The sequence below is a fragment of the Nonomuraea sp. NPDC051191 genome (assembly GCF_044455665.1).
In the GTDB taxonomy this organism is placed as follows: domain Bacteria; phylum Actinomycetota; class Actinomycetes; order Streptosporangiales; family Streptosporangiaceae; genus Nonomuraea.
The window spans coordinates 79,877-94,655 of record NZ_JBITEZ010000021.1; the positions used below are offsets into that span (position 1 = coordinate 79,877).

Below are 14,779 nucleotides of genomic sequence, written 5' to 3' on the forward strand. Positions count from 1 at the left end.
CGGGACGGCTCAGTTCACGTTGAGCGTGAACGTGCTCGTCGTGTTGCGGATGTCGGTGGCGTTGCCGCTCAGCCGCAGACCGTTGAACGTGGCCGAGCCGACCGCCGGGCCCTGTCCCGGCTCGGGCAGCTCGTTCACCCAGATGCCGAAGCCGGACTTGGCGTCGAAGGCGTCACCGCTCCTGCGCGCCCCCGAGATCGACACGTTCGTGAACACCGTGTCGGTGACGGGGTTCAGTGGCGTGCTCGGGCTGGAGTAGCCGGTCTGGAACATGATCCCGCTGTAGGTCGGGTCCACGATGTCCACGTCGGTCACCCGGATCGCGGTGAACTTCTTGGACGAGGAGAAGATCCACAGCGCCGGGAACGTCTGCTGTCCCCAGAAGTGCCCGCCGGAGCGCACGAGCGAGATGTTCTCGAACTTCGTCTGGCCCGGCCCGAAGTCCCGCATCGGGATGCCGAAGTCGAGCGAGCTGATCGTGATGCCCGAGTAGACGAGGGTGTCGGCGATGTAGGCGTTGCGCACGACGTTGTTCTGGCCGCCGTACACCGCGACGCCCGCGGCCCGCCAGGTCAGCAGCGAGCTGATGTTCTCGAAGACGTTGCCCGACTGGTCGGCGTTGACGTTGTCGATCGCCGCGAACAGCGCGAAGCTGTCGTCGCCGGTGGCGCGGGTCTCGACGTTGGTGATCAGGTTGTTCGTGCTGCCGTTGGTGAAGTTCGCGCCGTCGGCGAAGGTGTTCCTGATCCGCGAGTTCCTGATCGTGACGTGGTCGACGTTCGTGCCCCAGAACATGCAGATCTGGTGCTCGACCCAGATGTTGTCGATCGTCATGTTCGAGACCTTCGACAGGTCGAAGATCTTGCCGGGGCCGTCGATGCGCGAGGTGTAGTTGCCGAAGTGGGCGAACCCGGCGAACGTCGAGCCGTTCGACGACGCCTCGGTGCGCCAGCCGACGTCGGTGCCGTCCTGGCCGGAGGGCGAGACGAACCTGGTGTACCAGGGGCCCGCGCCGACCACCTTGACGGCCTTGCCGTACACCTGGAACTTGCCCGTCGTCTGGTACGTGCCGGCGGGCAGGTAGACGCCGGTCAGGTTGCTGTCCTGGCGCGCCTTGTCCAGGGCGTTCTGCACGTCCTGCTGGGAGAACCCGGCCGGTACGGCGTAGTGCGCGGGGTCGGGGTTCGCGGCCGGGGAGACCTGCTCCAGGCTGACGAAGTCGATGGCGTAGGTCGTGGTGTTGGCCGGGTCCTTCTGCAGCCTGATCGTGCTGCCCTTGGGGACGGTGGTGTTCAGCATGACGTTGGCCTCGTCGTAGATGTGCCGGGCCGGGCCGGCGCCGGGCGAGTTGCCGGGGCTCGCCTCCGCGCCGTACAGCCAGGCGTACTTCGAGGTCAGGTCGATGGCCTTGTGGAAGGCGCCGTCGACGTAGATGTTCAGGGTCGAGTTCGTCCCGCCGCCGCCCGGGGCGTCCGGGATGGAGAAGCGGGTGACCAGGGTGTTGGTGTCGGCTTTGGTGGTCCACTCGACGTAGGAGCCGTTCTGGTTCAGCGTCACCGCGCGGCGGCCCGACGCCTCGCCGGCCACCGTGCCGACGTCCCTGCTCGGGCCGACGACCTGCGCGCCGCCGCCGGTCACGCCGTCCTCGGCCTCGTAGGTGTCGTACGGCATGTTCGCGCCGCGGCCCACGAAGAGCTGCTGGGTGCTGGTGTTGTTGGCCTGCTTGACCGGCAGCTCGTTGGCGTCGTTCGCGATGACGGTCTTCACCGTGTACCTGCCGTTGGCGGCCGTCCAGGTGCCCAGGGCGACGGGCGCGGTGGTGGCGCCGGCGGCGATCGCGCCGCTGTGGGAGCCGGTGAGGGTCCTGACGACCGTGCCCGCCTCGTTCGCGACGGTCAGCGTGACGCCGTGCGCGCCCGCCGCCGAGGCGACCGTGCCCTGGTTCTTGATCGCGACCGAGAACGTGACCGTGCTGCCGCCGGCCGGGTTGCCCGGCGTCCAGGAGACCGGCGAGGCGACGAGGTCGGAGGTGTCCACCGGCTTGACCACCAGCGGGGACGGGCCGGTGAGGGAGTTGTTGGACTCGTTCTGCTCGATGACGGTCCCGGCGTCGTCGGCCTTGGCGGTGACCGGGTAGTTGCCGGCGTCCCGGGCGCCGATGTTCGCGGTCACGGTCGCGGAGGCGCCGGCGGCCAGCGCGCCCACGTTCGCGGTGGCGACCTTGGCGGCGCCGAGGGAGAAGGCGACGTCGGTCGCGGCCGACGGCGCGTTGCCGGCGTTCCTCACCACGGCCGACAGCGTGACGGCGTCGGTCTCCACCGGCGCCTGCGGCGTCCAGGACAGCGAGGTCACGGTCAGGTCCGGGTTCGGCGCGGGCACGCCGATCACCTGGAGCTCGGCCACCTGTCCCGCCGGGGCCCCGGTGTTGGCCGTGAACGACAGCCGCACGTCGGCCACCCGCGCGCCGACCGGGACCGTCACCGTGTTCCCCGAGGCCGGGTTGAACGTGTACGACGCCGAGGAGACCAGGTTCGTGAACCCCGAGGCCCCCTGCTCCCGGCCGAGCACCTGGAAGGTCTGGGTACGGGTGCTCCACACGGCCGCCGGGTCGAGCCTGACCACGACCGAGGACACGTCGGCGTTCGCGCCGAGCTGCACGGTGAGCGTGTTCGGGTAGCTGCCGCCCGCGCCCTCCCAGTACGTCGTCACGCTGTTGTCGTTGGCGTTGGCGGCGACGTAGGTGTGCACGTAGGAGGAGGCGGTGATCGGCTTGCCGGCGGCCAGGTTGGAGCCGCCCCCGCCGCTGCCGGTCCGGGTGACGGTGTTGCTCGGAGGCGACTGGTTGCCCGCCGCGTCCCTGGCCCTGACGTGGTAGGAGACGGTGAGCGTGCCGGGCTGGTTGTCGGTGTAGGTCAGCACGTTCCCGGCGACGCTGGCGCGCAGCGCGTTGTTGGCGTAGACGTCGTAGCCGGTCACGCCCACGTCGTCGGTGGCGGCGGTCCAGGTCAGCTTGATCTGGCCACTGGCGGGCTCGGTGTAGGCCAGGTCGCCGGGCGCGGCCGGGGCCTGGGTGTCGCCCGAGCCGGGGCCGTACACCTCGAACTCCGAGACCTGGGCGGCGGGCCAGCCGGTGTTGGCGGTGACCGTCACCCGGACGTACCGGACGGTCGCCGCGGTGAAGGTGATCGTCGCCGCCGGGGCGAACGTGCGGACGGCCGAGGCCGAGAGGGTGGTGGTCGGCGGGTTGTCGGTGCCGCCCTGCACCGTCAGCGTCTGCGTCCTGGACTCCCACGTGGAGGGCAGCTTCAGGACCAGCTGGTTCACGCTGACGGCCGAGCCGAGGTCCACCTGGATCCACTGGGGGAAGGCGTTGTTGGCGCTCTCCCAGTAGGTGGCCTGGTTGCCGTCGGTGGCGTTGCCGCCGCCGTACACGTCGGTGCTGCTGCTGACCGTGACGGGCTTCCCGGCCGCCAGGTTCGGGCCCGCGGCCGCGGCCGGAAGGGCCGTCCAGCCGATCATCGCCAGGGCGACCGCGACGGCCGCCGCGAGCGGTCGTAAGAGGGAAGGCTTGCGCTTCATGGGGGGTGTCACCTCTCGTCAGGCTGGGAGGGTTGCCCGCACCTTAAGTTGACCAATAGAAATACGCAATGTTTCTACTTCATTTCGCAAATAATCGACTGTGGGTTGGCATCCCGCCTGTCCTGAAGGAGCCAGCTCAAGAGCCCTGCGCGACTCGCGGTTCTCGTGGACAGTGGCTGCAAGGCAGGGCGCAAGCTGTTGCAAGTGTTTGCGGATTTGGTCGTATAGTTTGCGCATGACCCGACGACTCGGAGACGTGGCCAAGAAGGTCGGCATGAGTGAGGCGACCGTGAGCCGGGTGCTCAACGGCAAGCCCGGCGTGTCGGAGGCCACCAGGGAGGCCGTGCTCACGGCGCTCGACGTCCTCGGGTACGAGCGCCCGACCCGCCTGCGCGGCGACCGCGCCCGGCTGGTCGGCCTGGTGCTCCCCGAGCTGCAGAACCCGATCTTCCCCGCGTTCGCCGAGGTCGTCGGCGGCGCCCTGGCCCAGCAGGGCTTCACCTCCGTGTTGTGCACGCGCACGGTCGGCGGGGTCAGCGAGGCCGACTACGTGAGCCTCCTGCTCTCGCAGCAGGTCTCCGGCGTCGTCTTCGCCGGCGGGCACTACGCCCAGGCCGACGCCTCCCACGGGCACTACGAGCTGCTCTCCGAGCGCGGGTTGCCCACCGTCCTGGTCAACGCCGCGGTCGAGCACCTGGGGTTCCCGCAGGTGTCGGCCGACGACGTGGTGGCCGCCGAGATCGCCCTCGGCCATCTGCGCAGCCTGGGCCACGAGCGGGTGGGCCTGGTGCTCGGGCCGCGCGACCACATGCCGTCCCGGCGCAAGCTCGCCGCCGTGGCCGACCAGGTCGATCCCGCGCTGGTCGAGCACAGCATGTACTCGCTGGAGGGCGGCCACGCGGCCGCCGCCCGGCTGGTCGCCAAGGGCGTGACCGGCATCGTGTGCGCCAGCGACATGCTCGCGCTCGGCGCGGTGCGGGCCGTGCGCCGGGCCGGCCTGTCGGTGCCGGAGCACGTCTCGGTGGTCGGGTTCGACGACTCGGCCCTGATGAACTGCACCGACCCGCCGCTGACCACCGTCCGCCAGCCGATCGACGCCATGGGCCGGGCGGCCGTCGACCTGCTCATCGCGCAGATCGACAAGCACGTGGTGCCCGCCGACGAGCTGCTGTTCGACCCGGAGCTGGTGGTCAGAGCCTCGACGGGACGGGTGCGCGACCCCCTCTGAAGGCGGCTTCCGGTGACCTAGTCGTTATCTTGCAATCCCATGTCGAAACATTGCGGACATCTGAGCGATCTGCCATTGTGAGCGCACAGCGGGGCGCCTCACCGTCCCCCGGCTTCGTCAAGCTTCGGAAGGGTCAGATCGATGAAGAGATCGGACTATCGCAGGACTGTGGGGCTGCTCCTGGCGGCAGGCCTGAGCATGAGCGCCGCGGCCTGCGGCAGTGACGACGACACCAAGCCCCAGGCACAGAACAGCGCCTCAGGTGCCGCGCAGGTGAACATCACCGTCGCCTGCCAGCCCGCGAAGTCCGCGCCCAAGGAGCGTCAGGCCTGGGACGACGACGTGGCCGCGTTCCAGCAGGCCCACCCCGGCGTGACGGTCAAGAGCACCGACCAGCAGCCCTGCTTCGATCCCAAGACCTTCGGGCCGAAGATGGCCGGCGGCCAGATGGAGACCGTGTTCGTGGTGCCGGTCACCAACTACGCCGACGTGATCGGCAAGGGCCAGGGCCTCGACATCACGCAGTACACCGGTGAGATCAAGAACTGGAACGACCTGCGCCAGGACGTCCGCGACCTGGTCACCAAGGACGGCAAGGTCTACGGCGTCCCCAACGTGCACTACAGCGTCGGCCTGGTCTACAACCGGGCGCTGTTCACCAAGGCCGGGCTCGACCCCAACACCCCGCCCAAGACCTGGGACGAGGTCCGCGAGGCGGCCAAGAAGATCGCCGCGCTCGGCGGCGGCGTCATCGGCTACGGCGAGTACTCCGGCGGCAACACCGGCGGCTGGCACTTCAACCAGGCCCTGTACGGCCGCGGCGGCGACATGGTCTCGGCCGACGGCAAGACCGCCGCGTTCAACTCGCCCGAGGGCAAGGCCGTGCTGCAGTTCCTGAAGGACCTGCGCTGGGTGGACAAGAGCACCGGCGCCAAGCTGTTCAACGCCTGGGAGCCCCTCATGCAGGCCATGGGCTCGGGCAAGGTCGGCATGATGCTCGGCGCCCCCGACGTCGTCACCGACGTGGTCAACAAGTTCAAGGGCGCCTCCACCGACTACGGCATCACCGGCTTCCCCGAGGCCAAGGCGTCACTGAGCGGCGGCGAGGCGTTCTTCGTCAACCCCAAGGCCACGCCCGAGCAGGTCAAGGCCGGTCTGGCCTGGGTGGACTTCCGGTTCAACACCGTCGACAAGGGCCGCTTCGACTTCGCCCGCGGCAAGGCGCTCGGCAACCCGGTCGGCGTGCCGGACAACGACGTCTACGGCGCCTCGCCCACCGGCAAGGCCATCCAGGACGGCCGCAAGGCCAGCGCCACCCTGCCGGTGGAGAACTACCAGCCGTACGTGGACGCCTCGGCCACCATCCCGCCCAAGATGGAGCCGCCGCACGCCCAGGAGCTCTACGCCATCCTCGACGTGGCCATGTCGGCCGTGCTGAGCCGCGAGGACGCCGACGTCGACCAGCTCCTCGCGGACGCCGAGACCAAGGCGAACGCCATGCTGGCCAGCAAGGGCTGAGCGGAACGTGAGACCGGGGCGCCGCGTCCGCCGGCGCCCCGGTACGTCGAGTCGGTGATCGGAGACACCCCATGAGCATTGCCACCGCCGGAACCGCGCGACGGCCGAGGCCGCCCTCGCCGCTGCGCCGGGCGTTGCGGAGGAACCTGACGGCCTACGGGTTCATGGTCGGGGCGCTGTTCTGCTTCGTACTGTTCTCCTGGTATCCCATCGTCCAGGAGTTCATCCTCGGCTTCCAGAAGACCGACCTGGTCAACGAGCCCGAGTGGGTCGGCCTGGAGAACTTCAGGACCGCCTTCGCCGACCCCGCCTTCGGGCCCGCGTGGCTGAACACGCTCACCTTCACCGTCCTCGCGCTGGTGCTCGGCTACGGGCTGCCGTTCGCGGTGGCGATCCTGCTCAACGAGCTCCGCCACTGCCGGGCCTACCTGCGGTTCGTGGTGTACCTGCCGGTCATGCTGCCCCCGGCCGTCGCGGTGCTGCTCTTCCGCTGGTTCTACGACCCCGACGTCGGCCTGTTCAACCAGATCCTCGGATTCTTCTCGCTGCCCGGCCTCAACTGGATCTACTCCACCGACACCGCGCTGCTCTGCCTGGTGCTCGTCTCGACCTGGATGAACATGGGCTCGGCGACCCTGATCTACCTCGCCGCGCTGCAGAACATCTCGCCCGACCTCTACGAGGCCGCCGAGCTCGACGGCGCCGGCGTGTGGAAGCGGATCAGGCACATCACGATCCCGCAGACCCGGCTGATCCTGCTGCTCATGCTGATGTTGCAGATCGTCGCGACCATGCAGGTCTTCATCGAGCCGTACCTGCTGACGGGCGGCGGCCCCGAGAACGCCACCGCCACCGTCGCCTTCCTGATGTTCCAGCAGGCGTTCACCTACAGCAACTACGGCGCGGGCGGCGCGCTGGGGATGATGCTCATGGTCGTCCTGCTCGCCTTCGCCGCCGTGCAGCTCCGGCTGACCCGCGAGGAGAAGAGCTGACCATGTCGAACGCCACCCTGCAACGCCCCGCCGCGCCCTCCTCGGCAGGACGCCGGGCACGGCGGCGGCCGCCCCGGCGCATCGAGGTGCAGTTCCGCACGATCATCTCCCCGCACCAGCTCAACAGCCGGTGGGGGCGGCGCGTCTACTGGACGGTCCTGGTCGCGACGGTCGTGACGTTCACGGTCGTCTTCCTGCTGCCGATGTACTGGATGATCACCGGCGCGCTGAAGTCGGCCGAGGAGTTCGCCCAGGTGCCGCCCACGCTCTTCCCCGAGAAGCTGAACTTCGGGAAGTTCCTGGAGGCGTGGGAGCTGTTCGACATCGGCACGCTGCTGCGGAACACCGTCGTGTACGCCGGCGGCGGCTGGCTGATCACCATGGCGGTCGACGTCACTGCCGCGTACGCGCTGTCCAAGCTGCGCCCGGCGCTCGGCAACGTCATCCTCGGCGCGATGCTGGCCACCCTGATGATCCCGCCGATGGTCGTGCTCATCCCCACCTATCTCGCCATCCACGACGTGCCGATCTTCGGCTGGGACCTGCTGAACAACCCGTGGGGCCTGTGGCTGCCCGCCGCGGCCAACGGCTTCAACATCTTCCTGCTCAAGAGGTTCTTCGACTCCATCCCCCGCGAGCTGCTCGAAGCCGCCCAGATCGACGGCGGCGGCCCGTTCCGCATCCTGTGGTCGGTGGTGCTGCCGGTCTCCCGCCCGATCCTCGGCGTGACGTCGATCTTCACGATCGTCACCTCGTTCAAGGACTTCATCTGGCCGCTGCTCGTCATGAGCGACAGCGAGAAGATGACGCTCAGCGTGGGCCTGGCCCAGACCGCCGGGGCCGTGTCGCAGGACCAGGTCATGGGCGGCCTGGTGATCGCCAGCATCCCGACGATCATCGTCTTCTTCATCTTCCAGCGGCACATCATGGCGGGACTCACCGCCGGCAGCCTCAAGGGCTGAGTGCCTCCACCTATGGCAAGGAGTTGTCTTCAGCATGTCCGAAACGTGGTGGCGGGGAGCCGCGATCTATCAGGTCTACCTGCGCAGCTTCGCCGACGGCAACGGTGACGGCGTGGGCGACCTGGCGGGGCTGCGGGCACGTTTGCCGTACCTGTCGACGCTCGGGGTGAACGCGATCTGGCTCAACCCCTGGTACCCGTCGCCGCTGGCCGACGGCGGGTACGACGTGGCCGACTACCGGGACATCGATCCCGTGTTCGGCACCCTGGCCGAGGCGGAGGAGTTCATCGCCGAGGCGCACGAGCTGAACATCAGGATCATCATCGACGTGGTGCCGAACCACAGCTCGACCGCGAGCGAGTGGTTCCGGGAGGCGCTGCGCGACCCGTCCGTGCGCGACCGGTTCTGGTTCCGGGACGAGCCCGGCGAGTGGCAGTCGATCTTCGGCGGCCCCGCCTGGACCCAGGTGCCCGACGGCCAGTGGTACCTGCACCTGTTCGACCCCGGGCAGCCCGACCTCAACTGGACCAACCCGGACGTCCACCGCGAGTTCCACGACGTGCTGCGCTTCTGGTACGACCGCGGCGTGGACGGCATCCGCATCGACTCCGCCGCCCTGCTCACCAAGCCCGACGGCCTGACCGGCTCGTACGAGGACCTGGACGAGGTCCACGACGTCTACCGGAGCTGGCGCCTGATCAACGACGAGTACGACGACCGCGTCCTGGTCGGCGAGGTGTGGCTGCCCGACCAGGAGCGCCTGGCCCGCTACCTGCGCCACGACGAGCTGCACACCGTCTTCAACTTCCCGTTCCTGGCCTGCCCCTGGGAGCCCGCCGGCCTGCGCCAGGTGATCGAGCAGACCCTCGCCACCCACACCCCGCTCGGCGCCCCGCCCACCTGGGTGCTGTCCAACCACGACGTCGCCCGCGTCGTCACCCGGTACGGCCGCGCCGACACCTCCTGGGACCACGGCGACCGCAGGGACGGCGCCCCCTCCGACCTGGAGCTCGGCTACCGCCGGGCACGTGCGGCGGCGCTGCTGGCCATGGCGCTGCCCGGCGGCATCTACATCTACCAGGGCGAGGAGCTGGGCCTGCCGGAGGTGGACGACATCCCCGACGAGCTGCGCCAGGACCCGATGTGGCGGCGCTCGAACCACACGGTGAAGGGGCGCGACGGGTGCCGGGTGCCGCTGCCGTGGTCGGGCGACGAGCCGCCGTTCGGGTTCGGCACGGCCACGCCGTGGCTGCCGCAGCCGGACGCCTGGAACAAGCTCACCGTCGAGGCCCAGAGCGCCGATCTGGGCTCGATGCTCAACCTCTACAGGAACGGGCTGCGCATCCGCGCCGAGCGGCTCGGCGACGGCACGCTCACCTGGCTCGACCTGGGCCCCGACGTGCTCGCCTTCACCCGGGACTCCGGCCTGACCTGCGTGGTCAACCTGGGCCCCGGCCAGGTGCCGCTGCCCGCCCACGACACGGTCCTGCTGGCCAGCGGCGCCCTGGACGGCGACCGCCTGCCCGCCGACACGGCGGCCTGGCTCGCCTGACCGCCCCGGCCCCCTGCCCCCGCCTGCGGCCGGGGTCGGGGGCGGGGTCGGGGTCGGGGTCGTGCCTGTCCTGCGCCCGGCCTGCCCGGGCGCGGGACCGCGTCCGGCCTGTCCCGGGCGCCGGAGTTCGGCCGGGTCAGCTCTGGACGCGCAGGTCGGCGAAGAGGGCGCGGTGGTCCGAGCCCGGCAGGTCGAGGATCCGCGCGTCCACCGCCCGCGTGCGCCCGTCCGTGAGCACGTGGTCGATGGCGACCAGCGGCGGGATCCGGCGCATCGGCCAGGTGGGCACCAGCCCGTTGCCGGTGGCCGCCGCCGCGTCGGTGTAGCCGGTGCCCAGCAGCCGCCGGAACACGGCGTGGTCCAGCGTGGCGTTGAAGTCCCCGGCCAGGATCCGCGGCGCGCCCGTGGACGACGCGGGCGGCAGCGTCCCGACCCCCGCCTCCCACTCCGGCACGGTCGAGGGCACCGGCGCCACCGGATGCACGACCACCACCTCCACCGAACCGCCGGGCAACGCCGCCTCCACGACCGGCATGTGGTGCCCGACCGGCTGGAACACGCCCGTACGCTCGGTCAGCGGGTAGCGCGCGTACACGCCGCTGCCCACCGGCCCCCACGTCTCCGGCTTGGTGACCTGGTACGGCAGCAGCGTCTCCAGCCCGGCCGCCGTCAGCCGGTCGCGTTCCGACCAGGTCAGCTCCTGGAGGCTCAGCACGTCCACGTTCAGCGTGCGCACCAGGTCGACGATCGTGCGGGCGTCGCCGCGGCCGCCGTTGAGGTTGGCGGTCAGCACGCGCAGCGGACGGCCGGTCGCGGCGTCCGCCCCGCCGGGCAGGGCGCGCGGGAGCACCAGCCAGGCCAGGCACACGCACACCGCCAGCATGACCGCGACCGCCGCCCTGCTGCGGGCCAGCGCCGCCACCCCCAGCATCAGCAGCGCCGCGATCCCGAAGTACGGCGTGAAGGACACCAGCGGGACCAGCAGGAAGCCCGACTCCAGGCCGCCGAGCCGGACCGCCGTCCCCGCCGCGAAGAGCACCGCGACCGCCGTCGCCAGCCGCCGCCGCCACACCCGGCGCGGACGCGTCCGCACGGGTTCCACCGCTTCGTCCGTCAGCACAGCCCGAACCCTAGGCCGCGATTCTTAAACGCAGATGAGCGTCAGGCGGGACCGAGGCTCCACGCGCTGAGGAGAGCGTCGCCGCCGGCGCCCACGACGACGGGACGGCCCTCCAGCTCGGCCAGCGCCAAGGCCCGGATCTCGGCGCCCGGCCCCGGGCCCAGCTCCCCGATGACCTTGCCGTCGGCCAGGTTCCAGACGCGGACGACCGTCTCGCCGCCACCCGGCGCGTGCGCGACGACCGCGACGGGCCTGCCGCCGAGCGCGCCCACGACCAGGGAGGACGTCCCCCGGTCGTCGGGGCTGCGGCGGCTGAACGTCCACTTCTTCCTGCGCCTGCCGGTGGCCAGGTCGTAGACGCGCAGGGTGGCGTCCAGGTGGGTGGAGACCAGGACGGGACGGCCGTCCAGCTCGCCGCAGGCGAGCAGCTCGATGCCGCCGATCTCGCCGGTCTTGTAGGTGTGTGTCACCTTTCCGTCAGACAGGCGGCGTACCCGGACGCGGTTGCTGCCGTCGCCGGTGACGAGCACGTCGTCGCCGCCGAGCCGGCCGAAGGCCAGGCCGTTGACGCCCTGGAAGTGGTCGGTGACGGCGGGGCCGATCTGGCGGCCGGTGGCGATGTCCCACAGGCGTACGACGCTGTGCAGGTCCTTGAGGCTGTCGTACTTCTGGGTGACCGCGACGCCGCGTCCGGCGGTGGTGACGGCGATGACGGGGTCGGCCGCGCTCACCCTGCCGAGGACGCCGCCCGCCGGGTTCCACAGCCGCGTCCCGCCGTCGCGGTGCCCGGTGGCGGCCCTGCCGTCGCCGCAGGCCACGGCGGTCGCGGCGGCGCCTCCGTCGCCGAGCCTGAGGACGGTCGCGGGCGCCGCGGCCAGGTCCCAGACGAGCGCCACGCCCTTGGACGTGCCGCAGACGACGGTGGAGCCGGCGGCGGCCAGGACGGCCGGCTCGCCACTGCCGGCGGGCAGCGGCACGGGCTCCCTGACCGGCGCGCCGAACGGCTCGGCCGCGGGGGTCGGGCCGGTGGACCCCGTGGGAGATCCGGTGGGGTCCGCAGTCGGGTCCGCTGTCGGGGACGTGCCGGGCGCGGGGCTCGTCGCGGCCGTCGCGGGGGCCGTCGGCGTGCCCGACGCCGGGAGGCCGGTCGGGTCGCCGGTGGGGCCGGGGGGCGGGTCGTCGGCGAGGCTGTTCGCGGGGCGCAGGAGGAGGAACGCGGACGTGGCCGCGGCGGCCACGGCCGCCGCACCGCCGACCATCACGGCCCGCCGGCTGACCCGCCGATACGCACCCGGCCTGGTCATCTCCCCGTGAAACGCGGGCCCGGTAGCCCCGGCCCCGGGCGGCGGAACCGTCCCCGGGCCCGCAGCTCCGGTCCCGGGCGGCGGAACCGTCCCCGGGCCCGTCGCCCCGGCAGGGGGAACCGTCGCCCCGGTCGCGGGGGGAGGGGCCGTCGCCGGGGAGTGCGCCGGGCCAGGGGCGGCGGGCGCGGCGGGTGTGTGCGGCGGGCTCGGCGGGGCGGGGGGAGGTGGTGGGGTCTGGAGGGAGGCCGGGTGGGGGGTGCCGGGGGCGCTGATGAGGTGGCGCAGGAGGGCGGCGGGGGTGGGGCGGGCGGCGGGGTCCTTGGCGAGGCAGGACCGGATCGGCTCCACCAGGCGGGCCGGCAGGCCCGTCAGGTCCGGTACGCCGCTCATGACCTTGTGCAGGATGGCGGCGACCGTCTCCCCGGCGTACGGCGGATGACCGGTGGCCGCGAACACCATCGTCCCCGCCCAGCTGAACACGTCGGACGCCGGCCCGACCCGCTCACCCGCGAACTGCTCCGGCGACATGTACGCCGGCGTCCCCATCGGCGCCGAGGCCATCGTCGTCGCCCCCAGCGCCTTGGCGATGCCGAAGTCGATCACGATCGGCCCCTCGGGCCCCATCAGCACGTTGCCCGGCTTGAAGTCGCGGTGCACGATGCCGGCCTCGTGGATGGCGGCCAGCGCGGTCAGCGTGGAGATCGCCAGCCGGTCCAGCGCGCCCCCGGTACGCGGCCCCGACTCCCGGACGAGCCTCTGCAGGGTGTCGCCCGCGACGTACTCGCTCACGATGTACGGCCGCCCGTCGGCCACCCCCACGTCCAGCACGGCGGCGGTGCAGAAGGCGGCCACCCGGCGCGCCGCCTCGGCCTCGCGCAGGAGGCCCCGGGTGACGGCGTCGTCCTGGGTCAGGTGGCTGTGCAGCAGCTTGACCGCGACCTCGCGGCCTGTGCCGTCGACGCCCTTGTAGACGACTCCCTGCCCGCCGGAGCCGAGCACGCCGAGCAGCCGGTGGTCGCCGATCCTCTCGGGATCGCCCGGCCGGAGCGGACGGACTTCCGGCATTCCGCTCCCTTCCTCGGGCACGTACGGGGACATGTCGGCGAACCACACCCTAGGGCCGTTCGGCCGGGCCCCGGAAGGCGGGGCCCGCGCCGGATGGCAGGATCGAATCCGGCACCGCACAGGAGAAGCCGGCACCGCACAGGAAAGGCGTCCCAGATGGCTCCGAGGATCGCGACCGCCCGCCGCGTCGACCTGCCCGAACTTCTCGACTTCCTCCGCCCCCGGCATCACGGCCTGCTCTCGACGACCCGCGCCGACGGGCGTCCCCAGCTCTCGCCGGTCTCGTGCGGCCTCGACGGCGAGGGCCGGATCGTGGTCTCCACCTACCCCGAGCGCGCCAAGGCCCGGAACGTGCGGCGCGACGAGCGCGTGTCGATGTGCGTGCTGTCCGACGACTGGGACGGCCCGTACGTCCAGGTGGACGGACGGGGAGAGGTCCTGGACCTGCCCGAGGCCCTCGACGCGCTGGTGGACTACTACCGGTGCATCGCCGGCGAGCACCCCGACTGGGAGGAGTACCGGGAGGCCATGCGCCGCCAGAACAAGTCGCTGATCCGGATCTCGATCGACCGCTGGGGGCCGATCGCGACCGGCGGCTTCCCGGCCGGTGCGACCTCCGGCGGCTGAGCGCGCCGCCGTGGGCCCGCCGCGTCAGCGGGCCAGCACCTCGCGCAGCACGTCGGCGAACTCCTTCGGCCGGTCGACGAAGCCGCCGTGCTCGCCGGGGAACTCGACCGGCGGCGTGCCGAGCAGGTCGGCCAGCGCCTGCGAGGTGCGGTAGGTGAGCAGGCCGCCCGACTCGGCCCCGATGCCCACGACGACCCGGGCCGGTCCGGCCTTCAGCGCCGCGACGTCGGGGACGTAACGGGTGGTGCCGCGCAGCTCGTGCAGGAAGAAGTGGGCGGCGTCGGCCAGGTCCTGCTCGGGCGACTCGCTCGGCGGCGGGGGCGGGGCGTCCTCGCCGCCCTCGAAGCCCGCGGTGGCCATGAACTTCCCGAACGCCGCCCCCGGGCCCTCCCGGCGGAACGTCTCGATGATGTCGTCCACCTCGGCGCGCCGCTGGGCCACGTCGGGCAGCAGCTCCAGCACGGGCGGCTCGTGCGCGACGAGCGTGCGCACGCGGGTGGGGTGGCGGGCGACCAGGGCCAGGCCGGTCACCGCGCCGCCGCTGCTGCCGAGCACGTCGGCGGACTCGGCGCCGAGCGCGTCCATGATCGCGATCGCGTCGTCGGCGCGCAGGGCCGGGGTGGAGTCCTGGTCGGGGTCGTCGAGCGTGCTGCCGGACACGCCGCGCGGGTCGTGCGTGACGACGGTGTGCTCCCCGGCCAGCTCCTCGGCCAGCGGGACGAAGGCCTCGGCGTTCATCGGCGCGCCCACGAGCAGCAGCAGGGGGCCGCTGCCGCGGACGTGGTAGCGCAGGCGGCCGCCCGGGATGTCGAGAATGTGCGTGGTGCTCATC

Annotated in this window: 10 protein-coding genes; 6 read left to right on the forward strand and 4 right to left on the reverse strand. The window is 71.8% G+C overall.

The genetic code is table 11. The features are described 5' to 3' along the window. Nucleotides 1-9: 9 nt before the first annotated feature. Entirely contained in the window at nt 10-3,579 is a 3,570-nt protein-coding gene (locus tag ACIA8R_RS44385; RefSeq protein ID WP_397043735.1) for a discoidin domain-containing protein, read from the reverse strand. A gap of 235 nt (nt 3,580-3,814) precedes the next feature. On the opposite strand from ACIA8R_RS44385, the gene ACIA8R_RS44390 reads away from it, so the two are divergent. The 5 genes from ACIA8R_RS44390 (at nt 3,815) to ACIA8R_RS44410 (ending at nt 9,831) form a co-directional block, all read left to right on the forward strand. Then, nucleotides 3,815-4,807 (forward strand): LacI family DNA-binding transcriptional regulator, encoded by a 993-nt coding sequence (locus ACIA8R_RS44390; RefSeq protein WP_397043736.1) that lies wholly within the window; start codon nt 3,815-3,817, stop codon nt 4,805-4,807. Between the two features lie 141 nt (nt 4,808-4,948). Then, the gene (locus ACIA8R_RS44395; RefSeq protein ID WP_357693564.1) at nt 4,949-6,325 is read left to right on the forward strand and encodes an extracellular solute-binding protein; all 1,377 of its coding nucleotides are present in this window, start codon (nt 4,949-4,951) and stop codon (nt 6,323-6,325) included. A gap of 71 nt (nt 6,326-6,396) precedes the next feature. Continuing rightward, nucleotides 6,397-7,317, forward strand: a complete 921-nt coding sequence (locus tag ACIA8R_RS44400) for a sugar ABC transporter permease (RefSeq protein ID WP_357693562.1) — start codon at nt 6,397-6,399, stop codon at nt 7,315-7,317. Between the two features lie 2 nt (nt 7,318-7,319). Then, nucleotides 7,320-8,279: a carbohydrate ABC transporter permease gene (locus ACIA8R_RS44405; RefSeq protein ID WP_364087246.1), complete on the forward strand. Its 960-nt coding sequence runs from the start codon at nt 7,320-7,322 to the stop codon at nt 8,277-8,279. 34 nt (nt 8,280-8,313) lie between these two features. After that, on the forward strand, nt 8,314-9,831 hold the full coding sequence (locus ACIA8R_RS44410) for a glycoside hydrolase family 13 protein (protein ID WP_397043739.1): 1,518 nt from the start codon (nt 8,314-8,316) through the stop codon (nt 9,829-9,831). A 136-nt stretch (nt 9,832-9,967) separates the two neighbouring features. On the opposite strand, the gene ACIA8R_RS44415 is transcribed toward ACIA8R_RS44410, so the two are convergent. Together ACIA8R_RS44415 and ACIA8R_RS44420 are read right to left on the reverse strand one after the other, a co-directional pair. Next, nucleotides 9,968-10,951, reverse strand: a complete 984-nt coding sequence (locus ACIA8R_RS44415) for an endonuclease/exonuclease/phosphatase family protein (protein ID WP_397043741.1) — start codon at nt 10,949-10,951, stop codon at nt 9,968-9,970. Between the two features lie 41 nt (nt 10,952-10,992). After that, nucleotides 10,993-13,320 carry a WD40 repeat domain-containing serine/threonine protein kinase gene (locus tag ACIA8R_RS44420; RefSeq protein WP_397043743.1) on the reverse strand — a complete coding sequence of 776 codons (2,328 nt, stop codon included), beginning with the start codon at nt 13,318-13,320 and terminating at the stop codon, nt 10,993-10,995. A gap of 156 nt (nt 13,321-13,476) precedes the next feature. Here ACIA8R_RS44420 and ACIA8R_RS44425 point away from each other — a divergent pair, with 156 nt between their 5' ends. Next, complete coding sequence (locus ACIA8R_RS44425) at nt 13,477-13,947, forward strand: PPOX class F420-dependent oxidoreductase (RefSeq protein WP_357707929.1); 471 nt, start codon at nt 13,477-13,479, stop codon at nt 13,945-13,947. A gap of 24 nt (nt 13,948-13,971) precedes the next feature. On the opposite strand, the gene ACIA8R_RS44430 is transcribed toward ACIA8R_RS44425, so the two are convergent. After that, nucleotides 13,972-14,778, reverse strand: coding sequence for an alpha/beta hydrolase (locus tag ACIA8R_RS44430; RefSeq protein ID WP_357707930.1), 807 nt, complete (start codon nt 14,776-14,778; stop codon nt 13,972-13,974). Nucleotide 14,779: the final 1 nt, after the last annotated feature.

Coding starts and splice junctions, on each gene's coding strand:
- ACIA8R_RS44385 (WP_397043735.1), bottom strand. CDS start 3,579: ATGAAGCGCAAGCCTTCCCTCTTACGACCGCTCGCGGCGGCCGTCGCG.
- ACIA8R_RS44390 (WP_397043736.1), top strand. CDS start 3,815: ATGACCCGACGACTCGGAGACGTGGCCAAGAAGGTCGGCATGAGTGAG.
- ACIA8R_RS44395 (WP_357693564.1), top strand. CDS start 4,949: ATGAAGAGATCGGACTATCGCAGGACTGTGGGGCTGCTCCTGGCGGCA.
- ACIA8R_RS44400 (WP_357693562.1), top strand. CDS start 6,397: ATGAGCATTGCCACCGCCGGAACCGCGCGACGGCCGAGGCCGCCCTCG.
- ACIA8R_RS44405 (WP_364087246.1), top strand. CDS start 7,320: ATGTCGAACGCCACCCTGCAACGCCCCGCCGCGCCCTCCTCGGCAGGA.
- ACIA8R_RS44410 (WP_397043739.1), top strand. CDS start 8,314: ATGTCCGAAACGTGGTGGCGGGGAGCCGCGATCTATCAGGTCTACCTG.
- ACIA8R_RS44420 (WP_397043743.1), bottom strand. CDS start 13,320: ATGCCGGAAGTCCGTCCGCTCCGGCCGGGCGATCCCGAGAGGATCGGC.
- ACIA8R_RS44425 (WP_357707929.1), top strand. CDS start 13,477: ATGGCTCCGAGGATCGCGACCGCCCGCCGCGTCGACCTGCCCGAACTT.
- ACIA8R_RS44430 (WP_357707930.1), bottom strand. CDS start 14,778: ATGAGCACCACGCACATTCTCGACATCCCGGGCGGCCGCCTGCGCTAC.